Below are 21,184 nucleotides of genomic sequence, written 5' to 3' on the forward strand. Positions count from 1 at the left end.
CTTACCGATGGAATGACGCGCAGCCGCTTACTGGTCAGCGAAGCCGACTTCATCACGGTCCAGGGCATCCACACCGACGGCGACGTCGGCGCCGGGCATGGTGTCCGGGGCGTTCGGTCATGGTTCGTCCTGGCTCTTGGGCCGCTCGTTGGAGGCGTCAGGCGCTGTGTCGCGCTCTCCTTTGTCGCCGGTTGACGCGTTCGCCTGGTCGCGTCGCTGGTCGCGGTGGGTGCCGATGTGGGGATGGTGCAGGTCGAATGCGGGCCGTTCCGAGCGGATGCTGGGAATGGCGTCGAAGTTGTGGCGTGGTGGCGGGCAGGAGGTGGCCCATTCCAGGGAGTTGCCGTAACCCCAGGGGTCGTCGACGTGGACGTCCTGGCCTTTGCGGGCGGTGCGCCAGACGTTCCACAGGAACGGGAAGGTCGACAGTCCCAGGAGCGCGGCGCCGGCCGAGGAGACGAGGTTGAGGGTGGAGAACTCGTCGGGGTAGTCGGCGTAGCGGCGCGGCATGCCGTCGGCGCCGAGGACGTGTTGCACCAGGAACGTGGTGTGGAATCCGATGAACAGCATCCAGAAATGGATCTTGGAGAGCCGTTCGTCGAGCATCTTGCCGGTCATCTTGGGCCACCAGAAGGAGAACCCGGCGAACATCGCGAAGACCACGGTGCCGAACAGCACGTAATGGAAATGCGCGACGACGAAGTAGGAGTCGTGTACATGGAAGTCCAGGGGCGGGGAGGCCAGGATCACGCCGGTGAGGCCGCCGAACAGGAAGGTGACCATGAACCCGAGCGCCCACAGCATCGGGGCCTGCAGGACGATCTGCCCGCGCCACATGGTGCCGACCCAGTTGAAGAACTTGATGCCTGTGGGCACGGCGATCAGGAAGGACAGGAAGGAGAAGAACGGCAGCAGCACCCGTCCGGTGGCGAACATGTGGTGAGCCCAGACCGTCATCGACAGCCCGGTGATGGTGATGCTGGCGAAGATCATGCCGATGTAGCCGAACAGGGGTTTGCGGCTGAAGACGGGGATGACCTCGGTGACGATGCCGAAGAACGGCAGCGCCACGATGTAGACCTCGGGATGGCCGAAGAACCAGAACAGGTGCTGCCACAACAGCGGTCCGCCGTTGGCAGGGTCGTAGATGTGGGCGCCGAGGTTGCGGTCGGCCCACAGCGCCGCGAGGGCGGCGGCCAGCACGGGAAAGGCCATCAGCACCAGGATCGAGGTGAACAGCACGTTCCAGGTGAAGATCGGCATCCGGAACATGGTCATGCCGGGGGCGCGCATGCCGATGATGGTGGTGAGGAAGTTGACCGCGCCCAGGATCGTGCCGAACCCGGACATGATCAAACCGGCCGTCCACAGGTCCCCGCCCGTTTCCGGGGAGCGGGTCTCATCGGACAGCGGCGGGTAGCCGGTCCAGCCGAAGCTGGCCGCGCCCTCGCTGGTCAGAAAGCCGGAAATGGTGATCAAGGCGCCGAAGAAGAACAACCAGAAACTCAGCGCGTTCAACCGCGGGAAGGCAACGTCCGGGGCGCCGATCTGCAACGGCATGATCACGTTGGCGAACCCCGCGAACAGCGGGGTGGCGAAGAAGAACATCATTATCGTGCCGTGCATGGTGAACAGCTGGTTGTACTCGTAGCTGTTCACCACCTGCAGCCCGGGCCGGGCCAGTTCCGCACGGACGAGCATCGCCAGCAGCCCGGCCAGGGAGAAGAACCCGAACGAGGCGATCAGATACAGGTAGCCGACCTTCTTGTGGTCGGTGGTGGCCAGCCATTCGACCACCACTTTGCCTTTGGGCCCCCGCACCGGGGCGGTCAGTGAGGTCGACGGCTCGGTGGCCGACCGTTGCGTGTCTGTCACCGGCGCACTCCCGATGCGATGTGTCGTGTACGGACAACGTTCTGCTTCAACATTTGCTCGACGACGGCGGCGGGGCGTTCTCAGGTGCCCTGGACCGCGCTTCGCCGCCTCGTGCCGCGTCCGGCGGTGATGCGGTTCGCCGATCGGCCGGAGAACTCGCAAGGTGTGCTGGAGAAGAGCGCCCGGTGACCGCGGTGGTCTGTGCATTCGCAGCCGGACAGGGCGCTTGCATCAGGGTCGTCGCCGCCGCCACCATGAAGCTCACCGCCGCCAGCATCACCGCGGCCACTGCCACCGCCACCCGGGGCGGCCTCCACGAGGCCACGGCTTCCTTTTCCAGCGGGGTGAATTCGGTCAGCTGCCACGCCAACCGCGGATCCTGCCGATCGAGGTCAGAGCCAAGCTGCCGCAGCACCGTTCGCTCGTAATCCGACAGTCCCATCGGCATCACTTTCGCCCCGAGCGTCACCTGGTCTGGAATCCCATTCGCCTTCTAGCCGACCGCAGAACCATCAGCGACCAGCGGCGATAAAGCCTTTCACGCTGAACAGCAGTGGTTACCCCTACCCCGGCGGTCGCTCCCAAACGTGCGGCGCATCAAGGTGGCACAGACCATGAACTCAGCTGTCAAAAAATGGGCCGCCACAGACAGAAGCCCGCCGAGTCGGACGGCCACGTCACGCCCTGGCGCCGATGGTCTGAGCAGGGTGTCAACCACGTTTGTCGCTGGGCTCCCGGGTCATGGGCGCCGGGGATCGAGCAGCCGACCCTCCCGGCCAGACCATTTACGCACCGACATACAAGGAGATCGGTTTACTAAATGTTGAGGAATCTGTCCGCCATGTATTCGCCGGGCGAAGCCCTGCAGGGGCATCTAGCCGTCATCGGGCTAGCGGCATGGGCGCGGATACGGCCAACGATGTTCGGGGACGGTCAGGCGGGGTGGAATACCGCCCGGACGCAGCCGTCCTTCTTGTGCTTGAACAAGTCATAGCCCTCCGGCGCCTGGTCCAGGGCCATGTCGTGAGTGGCCAGGTGCCGGGTGCTGAGTTCCCCTGCGGCGATGCGGTCCAGCAGCATGGGGATGTAACGCTGCCCGTGCATCTGCGCCCCGCGCAAGGTCAGGCCCTTGTTCATCAGGGCGCCGAGCGGGAACTTGTCGACCACGCCGCCGAAGACACCCAGCACGAAGACCGAGCCGCCCTTGCGGCAGGCGTAGACGGCCTCGCGGACGGCCGAGGGCCGGTCGGTCTGCAACCTGAGCTGATGCTTGGCCTGGTCGTACCACTGCTGTGGGCCGGTGGTGTGCGCTTCCATGCCGACCGCCTCAATGCACACGTCCGGTCCGCGGCCGCCGGTACGCTCGCGCAGTTCGGCGCCGACGTCGGTGGTGGTGTAGTCGATGGTCTCCGATCCGATGTGCTCGCGCGTCATGGCGAGCCGCTCGGGGAGCCGGTCGATGGAGATGACCTTGTCGGCGCCCAGCAGCATCGCCGCGCGGGCGGCCATCTGACCGACCGCGCCGCATCCCCACACGGCGACCACGTCACCCGGACGCACGCCGCTCAGATGGGCGCCCATCCAACCGGTCGGCGCCGCGTCGGAGGCGAAGGTGGCGCTGATATCGTCCACCTCGTCCGGCACGGGAAAGGCCCCGTAGTCGGCGAACGGCACCCGGACGTACTCGGCATGCGCGCCCTTGAAGCCTCCCATGGCGTGGGAGTAGCCGAACACCGCGCCCGGCTCGTACCCGAACGCCATTTGCCCGATCCCGGGATTGGTGTTGGCGTTGTCGCACAGCGACCACAGGTCGTTGGCGCAGTACCAGCAACGACCGCAGCCGATGAACGAGCACACCACGACGCGTTCTCCGGCCCGGCGCTCCCGTACCGCCGGGCCGGTCTCCACGACCTCCCCGAGAAACTCGTGGCCGATGACGTCGCCGGCGCGCATGGCGGGCAGATAGCCGCCGATCAGGTGCAGGTCCGACCCGCAGGTCGTGCTGGACAGCACCTTGACGATCATGTCCTGGTCGTTCTCGATCCGCGGGTCGGGGACCTGTCGCACCGACAGCCGGTTGACGCCGTCCCAGCACAGGGCCTTCACAGTCGCCCCTCTCCGGCCGCGCGCCGGGTCGCCAGTTCCACGACCTTCCCTCGCACGGTCGGCCGCGTCGTGGGCGGCGAGTCCGGACGGAGGACCTCGCCCGTCTCCAGCAATGACTTGGCGTCCCGCAACGCGCTCCGTACCGCCTGGCGGGAATCCGCACCACCCAGACGCGCCACGAGCCCTGGAGATCCGGGCCTGGAGATCCGGGCGGCCAGCTCGGTGCCGCGGTCACCGGGCGCGGCCGCGACCCGCGTCTCCACCTCATCACCGAGCAAGGCCAGCGGCTCGGGCAATTCGCTCAGCCGCTCGGGCGGACAGTTCACGGTGACCACAAGCCACCGGCTCTCCCCCGTTCCCGCCTGCCGCGAGCGAACCAGCAGCCGGCGGGTCGCGATCGCGCCGACGCCCGCCAGGACCGTCACCGCCAGGGACGCTCGTTTCATGCCCTGGTCCTTCAATCCTTGCCGCGGCCGTCGCTGCCGTCGCCGGCGTCGCGGATCAGGTCGCGGACGCGGTCGACCATGGCGACCATCGGGCCCACGAGCATGTTCTTGGTGGCTGACTCGGTGCCCGGGTGCGGATGCGTGGGTGCGGTGGCCTCGGCGGCGCGGACGGCCGCGGCGAAGCCCTTCAGCTGCGCGGGACTGAACTGGTCCTTGAGCCGGTCGAATTCGTAGCGTTCCTCAGCGCGGGCATGGGTCAGGACGTCGATGCGCAGCTTGTCGATCGATTTAAGGAAGCCCGGGTCGTCGGTGTCCATGCCGTCCAGTTCCGACAGCAGTTCCTTGGCCTCGCGCTCTTCGGCGAGGCGGTCGTCCACGATGCCGTCGCCGCCGGGCAGCCGCCGCGCCATCGGGTGGATGATCTCCTCCTCGGCGGTCTCGTGGACGGCCAGCAGCCGCCTCAGCTCCGCGAAGGCGTCCTTGCGGGCCTGCCCGTCGGAGTTCATCACCTGGTCGAACAGGTCGCGGATCCGGCCGTGCTGGGCGCGCAGCAGGTCGATCACGTCCTCGGTGGTCCGGGCGTCGGTGGGTGTGGTCTGCATGAGCCCTCCTGATCGTCATGGTCGGCGCGTCGTGGACGGATGAGCCAAGGGCGGCCCGCCCCGCGGGGCACGACGCCGCCCCAGTACCCGCCGTTCGGACGGCTAAGCGACCTCGCCCCCGGGACCCGACAAGATCTTGTCCACGATCTGACATTCGGTGTGCGAACCGGGCTGCACGGGTGGGGGCGCGTCCGCCGAAACGATCCAACCCACAAGGAGGGCGAACCGGCGGCGAAGGGGCCGATAATAAGGTGCCGCGTCTTTGCGCCCGGCGGTAGACGGCCAACCGGCCAGGCGGGTTCACGAACCGTCCGAGACCACCGTGCACAACAGCCCTCGAACACGGCGGCGCGAGGCGTCCCGGCGACCCTTGTGCCAGATGGTCAGCAGGCGCCCTGATCCCCCTCATGTGAACTCGGGCAGGACTGCCCGGCGACGGTCGCGGGCAGTGGAAAACCGCTCCGCGGTCGCACCTGGGCGGCATACAGCACGCTGGTCGGCGGTCCGTCGGGCGCCGGTACGCCCACCGCGGCGAACAGCCCTTCGTCCGCAAAGTCGAGCAGTTCAGCCGATCGCAACGGCCACGGCTCATGGGCGAACGGCAAATACAGCGGCATTCCGTACCAGGGGGTATGCGTGCCCCACCGGGCGGTGACGAAGTCCTCAGCGGTACTGGCCTGGTGGGGCTCTTGGATCCGCAACGTGAATCCGATGCCGGCCCCCGCCGGGCCGGGCAGCCGCCGCGAGGATTTGTAGCCGACGATGTCGCCGTAGCGATATCGGACCACGGTCGACCACGAGTAGGGCAGCCGCAGCAGTGCGCGGGCGGCCGTGACCACCGACAGCCGCCCCGCCTCCATCGCCAGGAACACCGTGCTGCGACGGCCGTCCGCACCGACGGTGTAGAGCCGCACGTTGAGCTCGTCGAAATCACCCACATAGGGGAGCCGCAGAAGGCCACCGATGCGGACTTCCGTCAGCCGAATTCCCACCACGCCGACCCATGTCTTCCCTTCACGCACATCCAGTTTCGTACCGGCAGGGACCAGATGCTCCAGAGCGCTCGGCTCGTAAGGCCAATGCAGGAACACCACGTCCCGCCAAGCTTGCGTCGACACCGCCAGTGAAATCTCCCGTGGCGGAGAGCACGTGACCGGCTCAACTACTGCGCGACGGCCGTCGGAAGCCGAGTCGTCCAATTCCATCGGCCTCACCTACCCGCCTGCTGCACCATCATGTTCCGTGCTGACCGTCGCTCCGGCTCTTGCGTGGCGCTGGCGATGGCCCCGGCCACAGCCACCGGGCCGGCACGCTCGCCGTGGCAACGGTCAACGGCTAGTACAACGCCGGGGCCCGTCAGTTCCTGCGTGCTCGCGTGGGCGCTGACCGAGTCGAGCGCGCACCGCGAGCAGCAAAGGCCCCAGCACGTAGACCTCGTCCACGCACCGCCGGTCGGCCCAAGCCGATTGAGCTTGTTCTCCGGTTGCGGCGTCTGCCCGCGGGACTCTCCGATCGGAGCCAGGCGACGATCCAGGCCGCCTCCATGACGCCGTCCAGCAGATAGGTCCACCGAAGCGTCCCTCGGGCGACGTGAACGACGTCGATGGTCAAGAGCGTCGCGGCCGCGCCGAGGCCGATCCGGCGGGCATGGCCGAGGCCGTCCGGCGAGTCGCCCGCGCGCAGCTGGGTCCAGCCGGCCGATATCAGCAGACCGGCCACGGTCTGCTCAAGCCACCTGTCCTGCTTGGGCCCGAAGACCCACTCGAAACTCCTCATGCTGGCCAAAGGCCACGCCCCGCCCACCACATTGAACAGACCCTGCCCGCGTGCCAGCACACCGGGATCACGCGCCGTCAACCGCCGCACGTGCCTGCTCCTCCCGCACCGCGATGGAGCGTCCCGGTTCGTCGCCTTCATCGCGACCTAACGGCAGATGACTCCGCGGCTCCCGCCTCGCGGAGCGTGTCGCCGACCGCCGCGGCGACGTCGTCCGCCAGCCTCCTCGGCCGCTCGGCGTCTTCCGAGCGGCTATGTCCCTGGACGACCCTGCGGGCCAGGTCCACGCCGCCGGGCGCCGCCGGGAGATGGTCATTCTGATAGATCCCCAAGAGCTCGCGGGAACGGGTTTCTCCCATCCGCAGGCGATACCCGGAGTCTGCCGAGTAAACGGCACCACGGCCATCAATGGCCCGGACCCGTGGCCGAATGACTTCGTTAGGCGCGCTGAACGTGGGGGGCATACGGTTCGTTCCGAACCCCAAGGCGAGGACGACAGGGGGCACCGGAGGCAGTCCGCTCCAGCCCTTCACTGGCTGAGGCCGGCCTCGTGCCGGAGCGCACAGGCCATCGGCGCCGCGTGTCAGCGCGAGGCCACGCCAATGCGCTGCCACTGCCACCGACTCGGCCGCGGGCCGATCCGCCCGTCCGTGGCGTTGCGTCCTCGCCGGACCTCGCCGCACTGGTCGCGCTGACCACGACCGTTATGGCCTCCTGGGTGCTGCTGACCACGCCCGGTGCGGTCCGCCTGACCCCACGCCACCCCGAAGACCAGGCGGTCCGCAACCGCCGCGCCAGCTCAAGCCCTGGCCCGCGCCCCGCCGGGCCACGCGACAGGTCGGCTTCAGACCAATCCGGGGCCCCGAAACAGCCGGCGGCCCGCCATGAACTCGTCCCGCCAGTTTAAAAGTGGCCCACTGGGAGAAACCGCATAAGTAGCATCGACAGTCGATGTCTTCGGGTCCAGAAGCGTGGCCCACCCATCCCTCAACAGTGGGTGAGGTGGCATGCTCACATCCTTTACGACCCCTACCGGCATCACCGTGAAGTTCACCGGACGGCACGCGGTCCTGCATCTGCCTGCCGAAGTCGATCTCACGAATTACGAAGATCTCCGCACCTGCGCGCAACGGCTGCTGGACGTCGGCGTCCCCGCCATGATCCTCGATCTGACCGGTTGCAGATTCTGTGACTCCACCACCGTGGACGCCATTCTGCGCACCTACCTCCACGCCGGGGTGCGGAACACGCCCCTGACCCTGCGGCTGCCGCCGTCCGGCATCGTGCGACGTGTCTGCGCCATCACGGGCGTGACCCGCATCGTCCCCCTTGAAGAGGCCGAAGCGGCTGACGGCCGGGTTCCCCGCTGCCGTCTCCGCTCAGCCGGGGGGCGGTTCCGTCGCTGAACACCTGTTCTGCAATCGCCGCACCGCGTGTTTCCCCGAGCGCTGGAACCGGCTGAGGGCCGCGCCTACCCCGTCGTCCTTGTAAGGTGCGGTGGCACTTGAGGGAATGCAGGTCTCGCGCCTGCTCAGCAGGTTCCTGCAACAGCTACGGCCGCGGCATGCTGCCGACATGACACCCGCCTGATCCGCCGCGCGTGAAGCCAAGCCTGAGCTTTCACCCGATCGCACGCACGTTAACGGCGAGGTCGCTGGCGGGTGTCAGGGACCGGTCGCCCCCTCGAAGGTCGCGTGGTCTGCATTCGGATGCTGGATGATGCCCGTATCGATATGCCAGCATTCGACCATTCGAAGACCGCGCCCGGCATCTACCGCGCCGGCCCGTCCGGCGCTCAGAGGGGCCTTGAACTGCGGTGACCGGGCGGGTCTCGGTCTGTAGCTTGGGTCGGAGGCACATCGCCGTCTTGAGTCCTGAATCGGTGGTTTCCTGTGGTCGGATTTCGCTAGCGGAGGTGCGGACGGTGAAGGCAGACGGATCAGGGGCGGGGGCCCGGCTGAACGTCGAGGTAGACCCGCTGGTTGAAGTGACCCTGCAGTTGCGGAACCTGCAGCAGGTCCTGGCCGAGGGGGAGTCGCTGGAGATGGTCCTGGGCCGGCTGGCCGAGACTGTGCGGTCATCGATCGATGACGTCTGGGCGGTCTCGGTCACCGTGGTGTCACCGGAGGGGGCGCGGACGGTGACCGCGACACACGAGTCGGTGGTGGCCATCGACGCCGGCCAGTATGAGGCTGGTGAGGGGCCGTGTCTGGAGGCGGCCCGTGGGCGGCGTCCGGTGCGGGCGAGCGTGCAGGAGGCTCGGCAGACGTGGCCCGCCTTCGCCGGTGCGGCGGCGGCAGCGGGGTTCAACTCCTACCTGTCGGTGCCGTTGATTCTCGACGAGCAGGGGCCCGTGGTGGGTGCCTTGAACCTGTACGGGCGGGGCCGAGGCCTCTTCGATCCCGTCGACGAGGCGCTGTTGCGCCTCTTCACCGCGGCCGCGTCGGCTGCCATCGTCAACGCCCGCCGCGGAATCCAGGCTGTTGAGATGGTCGAGCAACTGCGGACGGCGCTCGCTTCGCGCGCGGAGATCGACCAGGCCAAGGGTGTCCTCATGGCCGTCCACGGCGTCGACGCGGAGGAGGCGTTCGAGTTGCTGGTCCAGCGGTCACAGCACGTCAATGTCAAACTCCGCGAGGTGGCGCGGTCACTGCTGGCCGACGTCCGGCTGGCGCGGCCACAACCTGACGACGCCGCACCATAGCGTCTCCCGGCCGCCGGGCCGCGGTGCCGGTCGAACACCGCGGCTGTGCTCCCGACCCGGCTCGTACCACAGCCGAGGAGCACATCGACCCGGCCGTTGGACGAGACGACGGACCTTCCCGGGCCATTCGGCATGGCGTCCCGACGTACTGACGCCCGGTCACTGAGAGGCGGTCTGGAGGTAGACGGTGAAGTCGGCGGACGCGCCGTCGCCGCTCACCACGGCACGGGCGAGATCCGACATCCTGAGCCCGCGGTCGTGGGCGAAGGCGCGGAGCCGGTCGAACGCCTCGTCCGGCGTGAGCTGATGGCGTTCGGCCATGATGCCCTTGGCCTGCTCGATCGTCACTCGGCTGGTGAGCGCTCCTTGGAGCTGGGCTGTCAATGTCGCCTGCCGGTCGAGGTAGGGCTGGCTCGCGATGCCGAGAGTGGAGATGTCGGCCAGCGCCTGGCCGATGTGCAGGAGGCCGGTGTCCAGGCCTCCGGGAGCGAGGCTGAAGAGGTTCAAGGTCCCGATCATCTGATCGCGCAGCCGCATCGGCAGCGCGTGCACCGCGCGGTAGCCCGCCTTCGCCGCGACCACCTGAAACGTGGGCCACCGGCCGGGCTCGTCCCGCAGGTCCGGACAGTCGATACGTACCCCGGCGCTGTAGCAGTCCGGCCCCGGCCCGTCTTTGCTGTCCAACTGGACCTGCTCCATCGCGGCGGCCTGTGCGGTGGAGGCGGCGATCAGCTGGAGCCGGTCCTGCTGGTTGGACACCAGCACTCCGACCGCGTCCACCCCGAGCAGTCTCGTACACCGTTGCACGAGCAAATCCAGGAAATCGATCACATCGAAGTCGGTGACCAGCACGTCGGCCAGCTCGATGAACACCGCGGCCAGGCTGGCCGGTTCCGGAGACCGGTCGGGCGTGGCATCCGGCTGTGGCGGTTCTGTCAAGGACATGTCGCTCTCCTGCCGGTGTCGAGGGCACGCGGCCCTGGGACGATGGTGCTCTGACCCAGGGCGATCATCCGTCCTCCTGGTTCTCGGGCTCGAACCGCAGCTCCCGTCCCTCGATCCGGCGCGCGACCTTACGCAACGGCAGATCGTGGGCGAACGCGTAGGCGCGTATCCGTGCATAGGCCACGTCGATGTCGACCGCGAGTTGGACCGAGACCATCCCGGCGGCGCGGTGGATCACTGAAGCATCCTGCCCGATCCCGTCGACGCTGAGGACGCTCTCAGGCACCAGCAGCTCCGGAAGCGCCAGCATCACCGTCAACGCCGCCGACGCGAACGCCAGCGCGTCGGCCAGCTGGGCAGGCTCCAGCGGCCCCGTCTCATCCCGGTAGAGGTCCAGGGTGCCGGCGCGTACCGCACCAGCCTGCAGCGGGAAGGCGAAAACGGCCCCCGCGCCCAGCCGCACCGCCGCCGCCGCGAAGCCCGGCCACGCCTGCTGCCACTGGCGGGCGCCCAGATCCTCGACCAGCACCGGCGCACCGCTAGTCCACGCCTGCGTGCACGGTCCCTCACCCAGTACGAACTGAAGATCCTCCAGCCGTTCCGCAACCGGGTCCGTGCAGTGCGCCATGATGCGCCGGTCCACGGTGTCGCCGACCCACAGTCCGGCTCCCGACACGCCCACCGCGGAAACGCAGGCCGCGCACACGTCCCCCGCGGTCGCGTTCCCGTGGCCGCCGGCCCGCTCCCCGATCAGCTCCCACACCCGATGCCCGCGGCCCGATCCGGTCATCAAACCTACCCGCCTTCTGGGCGTCCGGAGCGCCGACTGCCGGTCGGCCGCTTCGCACTGATCGTTCGGCCAACGGAACCGCACGGACTACCTACCGCGTCCACACTAAGGCAACCGGACGACCCGAACTCCGTGCCGTCTCCGGGCCGCGTCAGGAGCTCTCACACGACAGGCCCACCCGCCGGCCAAGCGATGTACGCCGAGATTGGTCGTGTCGCGTCACTGGGGCCAGTCCGCACCCGGGGAACCCGCCGCATGGGGCGTCCCGTCCCGGGTAGGGGGCGCCGACGGAGCGGAAATGGGGTAATCATGCCTGATGATGCGATCACCCTCACCTTCATAGGGAACGCGACGACAATCATCCGGTACGGCGGGCTGACACTGCTGACCGATCCGAACTTCCTGCGCCGGGGCCAGCGGGCCCATCTCGGCTACGGCATCACCAGCAAGCGGTTGAAAGACCCTGCCATCCCCGTCGACGACCTGCCCCCGCTCGACGGCGTCGTCCTGTCGCACCTGCACGACGACCATTGGGACCGGGTGGCCGAGCAGCACCTCGACCGCCGCCTGCCGATCCTCACCACGGGCGCAGCAGCCCGCGCGCTACGCGACCGCGGATTCCACGAGGCCGCGGGCCTGAGCACCTGGCAGACCGGGACCGTCTCCAAGAACGGCCACCAGATACAGATCACCGCCCTGCCCGGCCGCCACGGGCCCGGCCCTTTGCGCCGCCTGCTGCCGCCCGTCATGGGCTCTCTTCTTGAGTTCGGCCCGCCCGGGCGCGACCCCCGATTCCGGCTCTACATCAGCGGCGACACACTCATGTACGACGAACTCGCCGAGATCCGCCGCCGCTACCCCGACATCGACGCCGGACTCGTCCACCTGGGCGGTACCAGGCTTCTGGGGTTGCTCACCGTGACCATGGACGGCCGCCAGGGCGCGCAGTGGCTGCAGACCACCGGCTGCGCCACCGCGATCCCCGTCCACTACGACGACTACACCGTGATGAAGTCACCGCTTTCCGACTTCGAACGCGAGGTCACCCGGCTCGGCATGGGAACCCGCCTGCGCCACATCGACCGCGGCGGCACTCTCACCCTGGCACGAGCCTCAGCATGACCCCGCCACTCGGAACGCCGGCACGTCCTCCCACACCAGGGCCTCAACTCCCTTTCCGAAGCGGCAGGTCAGATGGGCGCGCGCGGCGTGCACATCTGCGGCGACGGAATCGGAAGGTCTCCCCTCCGCACTGTAAACCTGATCTTCTGGACCGGCCAAAAGACGCTCTGCTCATTCGGGAAGGTAACAGGATGGACCGGAGGTATCAGGGGAACGGTCCCTGAGTCTGCTCCGGCCCCTGCGGCCGCCGCACTGCTCGGTGCGCCCCCGCCTGCAACAGCTCCGCTGCGGCCCGCTGGACGGCACATGAACCGCCAGCCCGTTGGTCCGGGATGGGGAGGACAGGCTGTGGGGTCTTCGCCGACGCTGCCTTGTGCGGACCCGATCGCCGCGATCGTGTCGGCACGGCGATGGGGAGCGAAGTAGCGGCGCTGAGCGCTCCGCCCCTCTGCCGATGGTGGCCAAGCGTTCGCATGTCCAAGACAATCCGGAGAATCCGGGTCACGCTGAGAACCCACTTGCCGTATCCGGATCGCGGGGGCGTGTCCATGGATGACCGACGCGCAGAGCTTCAGCATGCGCTGGCCGCGCGGTTGGCCAGGGTGACCAAGTCGCGGAGCGTCACCCCCGTCCTTGAGAGGGCAGCGGACAAGGAGGCCCGCCGTCTGGCTTCTCTGCTCCACGACGACGACGGCGATTCGCGCTCCCGGACTCTGCTCGGATGGTTCTTCTGGTACCGCGCCCAGGCAGGCCGGGGCCGGCGCATGGTGCAGGACCGCGACAACGCGCTGGTGCTGTTCCTCGGAGCCTTCCTTCTCGACGCTCCGGTCGACGAACTGCCGGAGGAGGTTCTGGCCGCCGTCGCCGACCAGGCGATGCCGTTGGGTGACCAGCTCTTCGACCAGGTCCAGGCCGTCCCCGATCCCGAGGCGATCATCGCGCTCGTTGCGCTCCGCGAACGGATCCTGGCCGCCACCCCCGCCGGCGACCGATTGCGCGGTATCCGCGTCTCGCACCTCGGCGTGGCGCTGCGCACCCGGTTCGAGCGGACCGGATCGCTGGACGACCTCACCGCGGCAATCGACCACCTCCGGCGGGCGATTCCCCTCGTCCAGGATCCCGTCCACCGGGCGTGGGCCCAGTCGAACCTGGGGGTCGCCCTGCAGATGCTGTTCGGGCAGACCGACCGCATCGCGGACCTGACCGAGGCCATCGACCTCGCGACCGAGGCCATCGACGCGGTCCCGGCGCAGGACTTCAACGGGCCCGGGTGGCAGTCGAATCTCGGGCTGGCGCTTCTACAGCGCTTCGAGCACACCGGGGCACCAGAAGACATGGAGCGGGCGGTCGATGTCTGCCAGGACGCGATGCTCAGCACCCCTGCAGACCATCCGGGGCGCCCGCTGTTCGCCGCCAATCTCGCCACCTGTCTTCGGGCACGATTCCAGTGGACCGCAGATCCGGCCGATCTGGAGGAGGCGATCAGGCTCTGGCGCCAGGTCATTGCCATCGCCCCGGCGGGCACCTTCAACCGGACCAAGTGGCAGGCGTCGCTCGGGACCGCGCTCCAGGCACGGTTCGACCACGGCGGGGAACCGTCCGATCTGGACGAGGCCATCCGGTTACTGCGGGAGTCGGCGGCCGGGGCCTTCCCGGATCACCCCGGCCGGCTCGTTCCCCTGGTCGGGCTGAGTGAGGCTTTGCGTCTGCGATTCCGATATCGGCGGGACCTGGCGGATCTTGACGAAGCGCTGCGCGTGCTGCGGGAGGCGCTGGCGTCTGTGCCGAGCGACGGTGCCGGCAGGGCGCTCCTGGACTCTCAGCTCGGCAACGCGCTGCGGACGAGGTTCGAGTGGTCCGAGGCTCCCGAGGACCTGAACGAGGCGATCGATCACCTCACACGGGCGGTCGCCGCCGCACCCAAGCGCAGTCCGGAGAGGGCTGCCTGGCTGTCCAACCTCGGGGTCGCGCTCAGAACCCGCTACGAGCGAATCGCCGACCTCGACAGCTTGACCGCGGCGATCCAGGTAAGCCGCGACGCTGTCGCCATCCTGCCCACCGGGCATCCCGACCGACCGCCCATGGCGTCCAACCTGGGCGTCGTCCTCGTCCTCATGGCCGAACGCGGGCGCACCCAAGGCGACCTCGACGAGGCCATCGCGCTGCACGCCGAGGCGGCCCGCAACGCCCGGCATCCCGAGCGCGCCGCCTTCCTGTCCAACCTCGGTACCGCTCACTCGGTGATGTTCTCGGCGACAGGACGTCTGGAGCACCTGAACGCCGCGATCGACGCCTTCCAGCAGGCGGTGACCCTCGCACGCCACGAGCACCCGGAACGCCCGGCCTGGCAGTCCAATCTCGGGTCCGCGCTCGGTAACCGGTTCGAGCGGACGGGAAATCTCGCCGACCTTGACGAGGCCGTGGCCCGGCACCGGGAGGCGGTGGCCGCCACGCCCGCCGATGATCCCCGCCGAGGCCCGCACCTGAGCAACCTGGCCCTGACCCTGAGGAGCCGCTTCCGACGGAACGGCGCCCGGGACGACCTGGACGCGGCGGTGCGCGCCGGTCGCCGAGCGGTGGCAGCCGTCGCCGACGACCACCCCCTGCGTTACCGGTTCCTTCTGGGGCTCACCGGATGCCTCCAGTTGAGGTTCGACCGCACCGGTGACCTGGCCGACCTCGAAGGCGCGCTTCGGACGGCTCGCGAGGCGCTGTCCGTCGTCCCCGCAGACCATCCGGACCGCGCCGACTGTCTGTCGAGTCTCGCGACCGTCCTGCGCGACCTGGCCGAGCAGAGTCCGAGCGACCCGCGGTACCTGGACGAGGCTGTGACGGTCGGACGGCAGTCGCTGGCCATGCGACCTCACGGCCATCCCGACTGGGCACTGCTGGCCAGCAACCTGGCCGCCGCCTTGAAAACTCGGGCCGAGCGGACCGGTCATGCCGCCGATCTGGACGAGGCGATCGAGCTTCTAGAGCTGGCCGTGGAACGCGTTCCGGACGATGATCCGAGTCGAGCCGGCTGGCTTACCAACCTGGGAACCGCTCTGCATGCGAGGTTCGAGACGACAGGCAGCGCGGCCGATCTCGACACGGCGGCGACCCGGCTGGCGCAGGCCGCCGACAACCCGGGGGTCGCGCCCTCGGTCCGGGTCATGGCGGCGCGCATGGCAGGGGGGATACTCGCGGAGTCCCGGCCGAGTCTTGCGGCGGGGTACTTCGAACGGGTGGTCCGGATGCTGCCGGAGGTGGCCACCCGCCGGCTGACACGTGACGACCGGCAGTTCGTGCTCGGCGGGCTCGCGGAGGTGGCCTCCGACGCTGCCGCCCTGACCCTCGCGGACCCGGCCAGGCCCGAGGACGAGCGCGCCTCCCTGGCGCTGCGGCTGCTCGAAGCGGGGCGGGCCGTACTGCTCGGTCAGGCGCTTGAAACGCGGAGCGACCTCACCGATCTCGCCATCCGCGAACCGGACCTCGCCACCCGCTTCGTCCGGTTGCGAATGCTCCTCGACGAGCCGCCCGAGACCACGGAAGGACGGCGCCGGGTCTCCGCGGAGTTCACAGACGTGCTGGACCGGATCCGCGCCCTGGACGGGTTCGCCTCGTTCGGCCGACCGCCGTCTTTGAACGAGCTCGTCGCACAGGCTGCGGAAGGCCCGATCGCGGTGCTCAACGTGAGCCGTTACCGCTGCGACGCGCTCATGCTCACCGCCTCGGGTGTCACCGCACTCCCCTTGCCCGACATGACCTATGACGAGATCGGCCACCAGGTCATCGCCTTCCTCCGCGGGCTGGAGACCGCGGTCGCCGGCACCACGGCGCGAGAGCGAAGCAGCGCCCAGCAGCGGATGAGCCAAGTGCTGCAGTGGCTCTGGGACGTGGCCGCCGGACCCGTGCTGGACGCCCTTGGCCACACCAATCCCCCCGTCCCGGGGAGCCCTTGGCCCCGCGTCTGGTGGATACCCGGGGGTCTGCTCGGCCTGCTGCCCCTCCACGCAGCCGGGTACCACACGGCGGACGGCAACCGCACCGTGCTCGACCGGGTGCTCTCGTCGTACACGCCCACCGTCGCCGCCCTGCGCCATGCCCGCCGTCCGGCGGAAGGCGCCGCCGACCGCCCCGCGCTGGTCGTCGCGATGCCCACCACTCCGGGGCTGCCCGGCGGCGGTCGGCTGCACCATGTCTCGGCGGAATCACAAGCCGTCGCCGGACGGCTGCCCGAGCCGGTCACCCTGACCGAGCCGGACGGCTCACCGGCCGCCGACGGCGTTCCCACCAGGGCCGCCGTGCTGCGACACCTCACCACGTGCCCGATCGTTCATTTCGCCTGCCACGGCACCGAGGACCCGGTCGACCCGTCCAACAGCCGCCTGCTCCTGCACGACCACGAAACGGCTCCGCTGACGGTCACCGCGCTCGCCCCGCTGCACCTGGGCCACGCCCGTCTGGCCTACCTGTCGGCCTGCGAGACCGCCCTCACCACCAACCTCGACCTCATCGACGAGGCGATCCATCTGGCCTCGGCCTTCCAGATCGCCGGGTATCGCCACGTCATCGGCACGCTCTGGAAGGTCAATGACGCGCGCTCGGCGCACATCGCCACGACCTTCTACTCCCGGCTCACCGACGGCCTCAACGGTTCCGCCCTCGACCCGTCCCGTGCCGCCCATGCTCTGCACGAAGCCGTCCGCCTCCAGCGGGACGCCGTCCCCGGTACCCCGTCGCTTTGGGCCGCCCACATCCACACGGGCGCCTAGTCTCCAGGCAGAGCGCATGCCGGTCCGTCCACCGGGAGTCAGCCCAACGGAGGTGTCGCCGAACCAGGAGGCGGCGGCTGGTTACGCAGGTGGCGGGTGAGGTCACGGCCGAGATCCCGGTCGAGGGGCCGGGCCGATGGTTCGAGGGTCGGGTCGGCGGCAGCCGCGGGGACGAGGCCGAGCCTGACGGCCAGGCCCGAGGCATGCAGGCGGGTGGCCGCCTCCAGGAACTGGGCATAGGCGTCCACAGGTGCGGCCATACGTCGCCAGATCCAGGTGATGGTCCCGGTCCAGCCGGACGGCAACGGCGTGCACGCGGTCGCCGCTCCAAGTAGGCCGAGCGGGACGTTCCACCACGATCCGATCCCGCTTGCGGGCGGCCCGGTGCCGCGCCGCCGGGTCGGGCCGGTCGGCAGGGTCGGGCGCCCTGGCCTCCCGGTACCTGGCGTGCCAGGTACCGTGCTCGCGGTCCCAGCGCCGCCGCCGGACGTCGACACGCCGACGGGCGACGGCCTCCACCGGACGCGGCCACCGTCGCCAGCCCCGCAGCCCGTGACAGCCGCTCGACGGGCACCCCGAGGGCCTGGACGACCACCCCGGCCACGGCGGCTCCGGCCAGCACCGCGACCAGCAGCACCACCTGCCCGCCAGCGGTCGTCACGGTGGGCGACCCGGCGTGGCAACGAAAGTCTCGTCAGAGGGCCTTGTGGGCTGCCGGCGGCCAGGCGGCGATGCCCTCGGCCTCCCGTTCATCGAGCCGATTTCTGCCACAGCGACATGAGGGCGGTGAGGACCAGGCCAGCGGCGGCCAGTCCCGCGCCGATCGGTACGCCGAGTCGGGGGAACGCCAACACAAGGCCCGCGACGAACAGCCCCGTCCCAACGCTGCCCAAGGCAAGCAGAGCCCGCCGGGAGATGAAGATCCCTTCCCGGGGTTCGACCTCGTTCACGAGAGGCTCCCTTCGTAGGGCCGCAATGCGTAGTGGGTGTCTCGCCACTGCACCCGGCGAACGCCTTCGCCGTCGGCCGCTGCCGGCGCCAGCGTCCATCCTTGGGCCTCAAGGGGTGCCATGAACCGGGAGAATCGCCAACCCCGGACGGCGAGCACTGCGAGGGCGGGCAGCGAACGAGAGGGAAGAAGGAGAGAGGTGCCCGTGGACCCGTAGGCATGCGCGAGCCAGCCGATGCTTGCCCAACGCATCACGCGCCGCCGGACACCGGCAGCGGCCCTCCAGACGGCTAAGGCCAGGGACGAAACGAGCAGGCCGCTGACAGCAGGATGGTCCATCAACCAGCCCAGCACCTCGGACAGCGGCGGCCAAGAGGCAATGACCGGCTCCAGCGGCTCTTGGGAACTGCCCTGCCCGTGGCTTTCGGCCGCCCCGACGACCGGTGCCGCGGCGAGCGGTACCCTGACGCCCGGCGTGCGCCTGGCCGGCGCCGCGGCTGGAGCCCCCGAAGGGTGAGAAGGCCGGCGCGAAGTGACGTTGCCGTTCGGCAGGACCGCTAGCGGGTCTCCGGCGTGAATCTCACGCACCGCTTGCGTGAGAGCAGGCAGATCCCTGACGAAACGCGCGGCGCACAGTAGCGCTCGGTCTCCGCGGAGCTCGGCGATCTCGTCTCGCCATTCCCCGCCGTACTCCCGGCGGAGCAGGGCAGGGACCGCGGTCCTGTCGACGGCCCGCTCGATCACCGACTCAGCGAGGTCCTGACACAGGAGACTCGCCAGTCCCCGCCCCTTCACGGAGTCTCCAAGGCCGGGCTGGTCGACGGTGCCGCGTGACGCCTGCGGCCCAGCCGCGCGTCGTACTCCGCGAGCAGGACGGCGGCGTCCTGAGCGCCGCCCGGGGTGAACCAGTAGAGGCGGCGCGCCCGTCGGCCCTCGGCCGACTCATCGATGTCCTCCAACTCGGAACCCAGCAGCCCTTGTGCCTCCAGACGGGCCAGCAGCGCATGGATCGAACCGCGAGCCAACTCGGCTCGCTCGCATATCTCCGCCGCAGACCACCTGCGGGTCGGGTCCATGAGCAGCACCCGCAACGCGGCGCGAGTCGGTGTCGTCATCCTGAAACCCATGACTCAATTAAGCAATGCGCGACTTAATTAAGTCAAGGGGGTTCGTGCAACGGGCACCGGTCCAAGACCCGTCCCACCGAGGTCGACCCGGTCGAGATCGACGTCCCGCCAGCTTGAGGACGTGCGGTCGGCCCACCGAGACCGCCTCCATCGCGCCACTCGCACACCCGGGCCAGTACCGCGCTGGCCGACCATCTCCACGCCACCGTCTTCGCCCATGCGACCTTCTCCGGAGACGTCCCCGGGCCGGCTCCGCCACCCCATCGCCGATGCCGGGCCCGGCACGCCGCACTACAGAACCGGTACACCGCCCCCCACTGCCGGGCTGCTCGGCGATCATCAGCGCGACCTTGACGTCATCGAAGTCCTCGTACTGCCATGGGTTGAACGGGACACACAGGTACCGTGGCGGCGACTCCTCATCTTCATCGTCCCGGGTCTTCAGCAACTCCTGCCGAGTGATCTTCATCAGGCTGCTCTTGCCCGAGCCCCAATCGCCCATCAGGCCCACGGTCGGCGGAAGTAGCCGCGGTTCGGTCAGCGCACAAAAAGGGTGTCCACCAAGAAGTCAAACCCGAGAAGATCGACCTCGGTAGCCGCATCAGCGGTATGGATCTCCTCTGAGGAATGTATGAGTTCGAAGGCACGATCCCTGCGGACCTCCTCTGAGCTTTCGCCCCTGGCACCGAGACTCCTCCTAGACGCAGTCGAGGGCGCCATCGCGGCGGGTGGCATGGTGTGTGACTCCTTGGCGCGCCCGATGAGTCGCCTTTGAGCCGACATGAACGCTCTCTGCGGTCGCCGTATCAATCTCGGCGTTCGGCCCAGCGGCGCTACGGTCACCAGAAGCGCCCACGGCAGAAAGCCGCTACGCCCCTGCCGGGAGTCGCGCAGCAACGTCATGGAAGGGACCGCGATGATCCCATCCAACGACACCGGCAACAGCGCCGCCGTCCACGAGGTCTCGCCGTACAGGCGGACCAGCAGGTACATGTGCTTGTACTACAGCACGGCCGCGATCCCGGCCAGCACGATGACGCTGATGGTGGTAGCCCACCGGATCGCGCGATCGCTTCAGCCACGGCCGCTCCCCTCCCCCGCGGCGTACGAGGTAGGGAGAACCGCTCCTCAACGATGAGAAGCCTGGTCGAGCTTGTTCCCATGTTCTGCATGCCCCTGGCCGAGTTCGAACCTGCGCAGCGTTGGATCGTGTTCGCTCGTTGTTTGCTCGAATGTTGCGGAACGCTCTGGTAGCCAGCGGTACGAAAGGGACAGCGCCGGCCGCTGTTGGCTATACAGAACGGGACAGACTGACGGGCTTCGGCACCTGTAATAACGCGCCGACAGGGCTGGTAGCCGACTTCTTAATCCGACGGTCACGGGTTCGGATCCTGCCGGGCGCGCCCTCATCCGACCTGCGGCTTTACCACTGCCAAGATCCCGGATTCCGTCCCGGGTTCGTCCCCCGTGTTCGCTCGGTTGTCGCCGAGCTGTCGTCGCCATCTCCGCGAATCACTGCGATCACCTGCCCGGGCGCCGCTCGGACGATCACCGCCCTGGGACCGCTGGGACGCCGCCGTACAGGCGCTTGCCGACTGCATGCTGTGGTGGCTCAGGAAGCCGCCGACGCCGCCCGGCACGCCTCCATCGCCCGCACCGCCGCCCAAGCTCACGCGGACGCAACGTCCAGCGCACTGACCACGCTGCATGACCGAGGTGGCCGGGACGGGCTTCAGGCTGCCCGGTCATCAGGGTCTTGACTTCGATGCACTACCTCAATGAGGATTGACTCAATCATGGTTGAGGTGAAGGAGTTGGACCGGCGGGCTGCCGTCCACGCCGCGCTTGGTGAGCCCGCCCGGTTGGCGATCGTGGACGCACTGCTGCTGGGAGATGCCTCGCCCGGGGAACTGGGCGCCGGCCTGGGTGCCCCGTCGAATCTCGTGGCGCACCATCTGCGGGTGCTGGCCGAGGCGGGGGTGGTG

The 21,184-nt window shown here is 69.0% G+C and carries 17 protein-coding genes; 5 read left to right on the forward strand and 12 right to left on the reverse strand.

Annotated elements, in window-relative coordinates:
• Positions 1 to 117 precede the first annotated feature (117 nt).
• The 6 genes from ctaD to E1264_RS09770 form a co-directional block, all read right to left on the reverse strand.
• Positions 118 to 1,833, reverse strand: a complete 1,716-nt coding sequence (ctaD, locus tag E1264_RS09745) for a cytochrome c oxidase subunit I (protein ID WP_243710837.1) — start codon at positions 1,831 to 1,833, stop codon at positions 118 to 120.
• An 88-nt stretch (positions 1,834 to 1,921) separates the two neighbouring features.
• Positions 1,922 to 2,344, reverse strand: coding sequence for a DUF3040 domain-containing protein (locus tag E1264_RS45210; protein ID WP_132171825.1), 423 nt, complete (start codon positions 2,342 to 2,344; stop codon positions 1,922 to 1,924).
• 464 nt (positions 2,345 to 2,808) lie between these two features.
• A complete protein-coding gene (locus E1264_RS09755) occupies positions 2,809 to 3,981 on the reverse strand; it encodes a zinc-dependent alcohol dehydrogenase (protein ID WP_132171827.1) in 1,173 nt (390 codons plus the stop codon).
• Positions 3,978 to 4,427 (reverse strand): hypothetical protein, encoded by a 450-nt coding sequence (locus tag E1264_RS09760; RefSeq protein WP_132171829.1) that lies wholly within the window; start codon positions 4,425 to 4,427, stop codon positions 3,978 to 3,980. The genes E1264_RS09755 and E1264_RS09760 overlap by 4 nt, the downstream gene beginning before the upstream one ends.
• Positions 4,428 to 4,438: 11 nt before the next feature.
• Complete coding sequence (locus E1264_RS09765) at positions 4,439 to 5,029, reverse strand: hemerythrin domain-containing protein (protein ID WP_132171831.1); 591 nt, start codon at positions 5,027 to 5,029, stop codon at positions 4,439 to 4,441.
• A 383-nt stretch (positions 5,030 to 5,412) separates the two neighbouring features.
• Positions 5,413 to 6,234, reverse strand: coding sequence for a DUF2071 domain-containing protein (locus E1264_RS09770; protein ID WP_132171833.1), 822 nt, complete (start codon positions 6,232 to 6,234; stop codon positions 5,413 to 5,415).
• A gap of 1,614 nt (positions 6,235 to 7,848) precedes the next feature.
• On the opposite strand from E1264_RS09770, the gene E1264_RS09780 reads away from it, so the two are divergent.
• Positions 7,849 to 8,211 (forward strand): STAS domain-containing protein, encoded by a 363-nt coding sequence (locus tag E1264_RS09780; RefSeq protein WP_165964094.1) that lies wholly within the window; start codon positions 7,849 to 7,851, stop codon positions 8,209 to 8,211.
• A 518-nt stretch (positions 8,212 to 8,729) separates the two neighbouring features.
• Positions 8,730 to 9,509 carry a GAF and ANTAR domain-containing protein gene (locus E1264_RS09785; RefSeq protein ID WP_207935821.1) on the forward strand — a complete coding sequence of 260 codons (780 nt, stop codon included), beginning with the start codon at positions 8,730 to 8,732 and terminating at the stop codon, positions 9,507 to 9,509.
• Positions 9,510 to 9,668: 159 nt separating this feature from the next.
• Here E1264_RS09785 and E1264_RS09790 read toward each other — a convergent pair whose 3' ends face one another.
• On the reverse strand, positions 9,669 to 10,454 hold the full coding sequence (locus tag E1264_RS09790; RefSeq protein ID WP_132171837.1) for a GAF and ANTAR domain-containing protein: 786 nt from the start codon (positions 10,452 to 10,454) through the stop codon (positions 9,669 to 9,671).
• Positions 10,455 to 10,518: 64 nt separating this feature from the next.
• On the reverse strand, positions 10,519 to 11,244 hold the full coding sequence (locus E1264_RS09795) for a GAF and ANTAR domain-containing protein (RefSeq protein WP_132171839.1): 726 nt from the start codon (positions 11,242 to 11,244) through the stop codon (positions 10,519 to 10,521).
• A 309-nt stretch (positions 11,245 to 11,553) separates the two neighbouring features.
• Here E1264_RS09795 and E1264_RS09800 point away from each other — a divergent pair, with 309 nt between their 5' ends.
• Together E1264_RS09800 and E1264_RS09805 are read left to right on the forward strand one after the other, a co-directional pair.
• The gene (locus E1264_RS09800) at positions 11,554 to 12,366 is read left to right on the forward strand and encodes an MBL fold metallo-hydrolase (RefSeq protein WP_132171841.1); all 813 of its coding nucleotides are present in this window, start codon (positions 11,554 to 11,556) and stop codon (positions 12,364 to 12,366) included.
• Between the two features lie 602 nt (positions 12,367 to 12,968).
• Positions 12,969 to 17,123 (forward strand): CHAT domain-containing tetratricopeptide repeat protein, encoded by a 4,155-nt coding sequence (locus E1264_RS09805; protein ID WP_132171843.1) that lies wholly within the window; start codon positions 12,969 to 12,971, stop codon positions 17,121 to 17,123.
• Between the two features lie 38 nt (positions 17,124 to 17,161).
• Here the strand turns inward: E1264_RS09805 and E1264_RS09810 are convergent, their stop codons facing one another.
• The 4 genes from E1264_RS09810 to E1264_RS09830 form a co-directional block, all read right to left on the reverse strand.
• Entirely contained in the window at positions 17,162 to 17,383 is a 222-nt protein-coding gene (locus tag E1264_RS09810; protein WP_132171844.1) for a hypothetical protein, read from the reverse strand.
• A 489-nt stretch (positions 17,384 to 17,872) separates the two neighbouring features.
• Positions 17,873 to 18,073, reverse strand: a complete 201-nt coding sequence (locus tag E1264_RS09815; protein WP_132171845.1) for a hypothetical protein — start codon at positions 18,071 to 18,073, stop codon at positions 17,873 to 17,875.
• 790 nt (positions 18,074 to 18,863) lie between these two features.
• Complete coding sequence (locus tag E1264_RS09820; protein ID WP_243710836.1) at positions 18,864 to 19,187, reverse strand: helix-turn-helix domain-containing protein; 324 nt, start codon at positions 19,185 to 19,187, stop codon at positions 18,864 to 18,866.
• A gap of 549 nt (positions 19,188 to 19,736) precedes the next feature.
• The gene (locus E1264_RS09830) at positions 19,737 to 20,192 is read right to left on the reverse strand and encodes a DUF2637 domain-containing protein (RefSeq protein ID WP_132171848.1); all 456 of its coding nucleotides are present in this window, start codon (positions 20,190 to 20,192) and stop codon (positions 19,737 to 19,739) included.
• Positions 20,193 to 20,995: 803 nt separating this feature from the next.
• On the opposite strand from E1264_RS09830, the gene E1264_RS09835 reads away from it, so the two are divergent.
• The coding region (locus tag E1264_RS09835) for a helix-turn-helix domain-containing protein (RefSeq protein ID WP_132171850.1) at positions 20,996 to 21,184 on the forward strand (189 nt) is incomplete at its 3' end.

The organism is Actinomadura sp. KC216 (genome assembly GCF_004348535.1).
Classification (GTDB): Bacteria; Actinomycetota; Actinomycetes; order Streptosporangiales; family Streptosporangiaceae; genus Spirillospora.

Bases quoted from the DNA above. Each gene is read 5' to 3' on its own strand.
- E1264_RS09760 (WP_132171829.1), bottom strand. From the start codon at position 4,427: ATGAAACGAGCGTCCCTGGCGGTGACGGTCCTGGCGGGCGTCGGCGCG.
- E1264_RS09765 (WP_132171831.1), bottom strand. From the start codon at position 5,029: ATGCAGACCACACCCACCGACGCCCGGACCACCGAGGACGTGATCGAC.
- E1264_RS09770 (WP_132171833.1), bottom strand. From the start codon at position 6,234: ATGGAATTGGACGACTCGGCTTCCGACGGCCGTCGCGCAGTAGTTGAG.
- E1264_RS09790 (WP_132171837.1), bottom strand. From the start codon at position 10,454: ATGTCCTTGACAGAACCGCCACAGCCGGATGCCACGCCCGACCGGTCT.
- E1264_RS09795 (WP_132171839.1), bottom strand. From the start codon at position 11,244: ATGACCGGATCGGGCCGCGGGCATCGGGTGTGGGAGCTGATCGGGGAG.
- E1264_RS09800 (WP_132171841.1), top strand. From the start codon at position 11,554: ATGCCTGATGATGCGATCACCCTCACCTTCATAGGGAACGCGACGACA.
- E1264_RS09810 (WP_132171844.1), bottom strand. From the start codon at position 17,383: ATGGCCGCACCTGTGGACGCCTATGCCCAGTTCCTGGAGGCGGCCACC.
- E1264_RS09820 (WP_243710836.1), bottom strand. From the start codon at position 19,187: ATGACGACACCGACTCGCGCCGCGTTGCGGGTGCTGCTCATGGACCCG.
- E1264_RS09830 (WP_132171848.1), bottom strand. From the start codon at position 20,192: ATGTACCTGCTGGTCCGCCTGTACGGCGAGACCTCGTGGACGGCGGCG.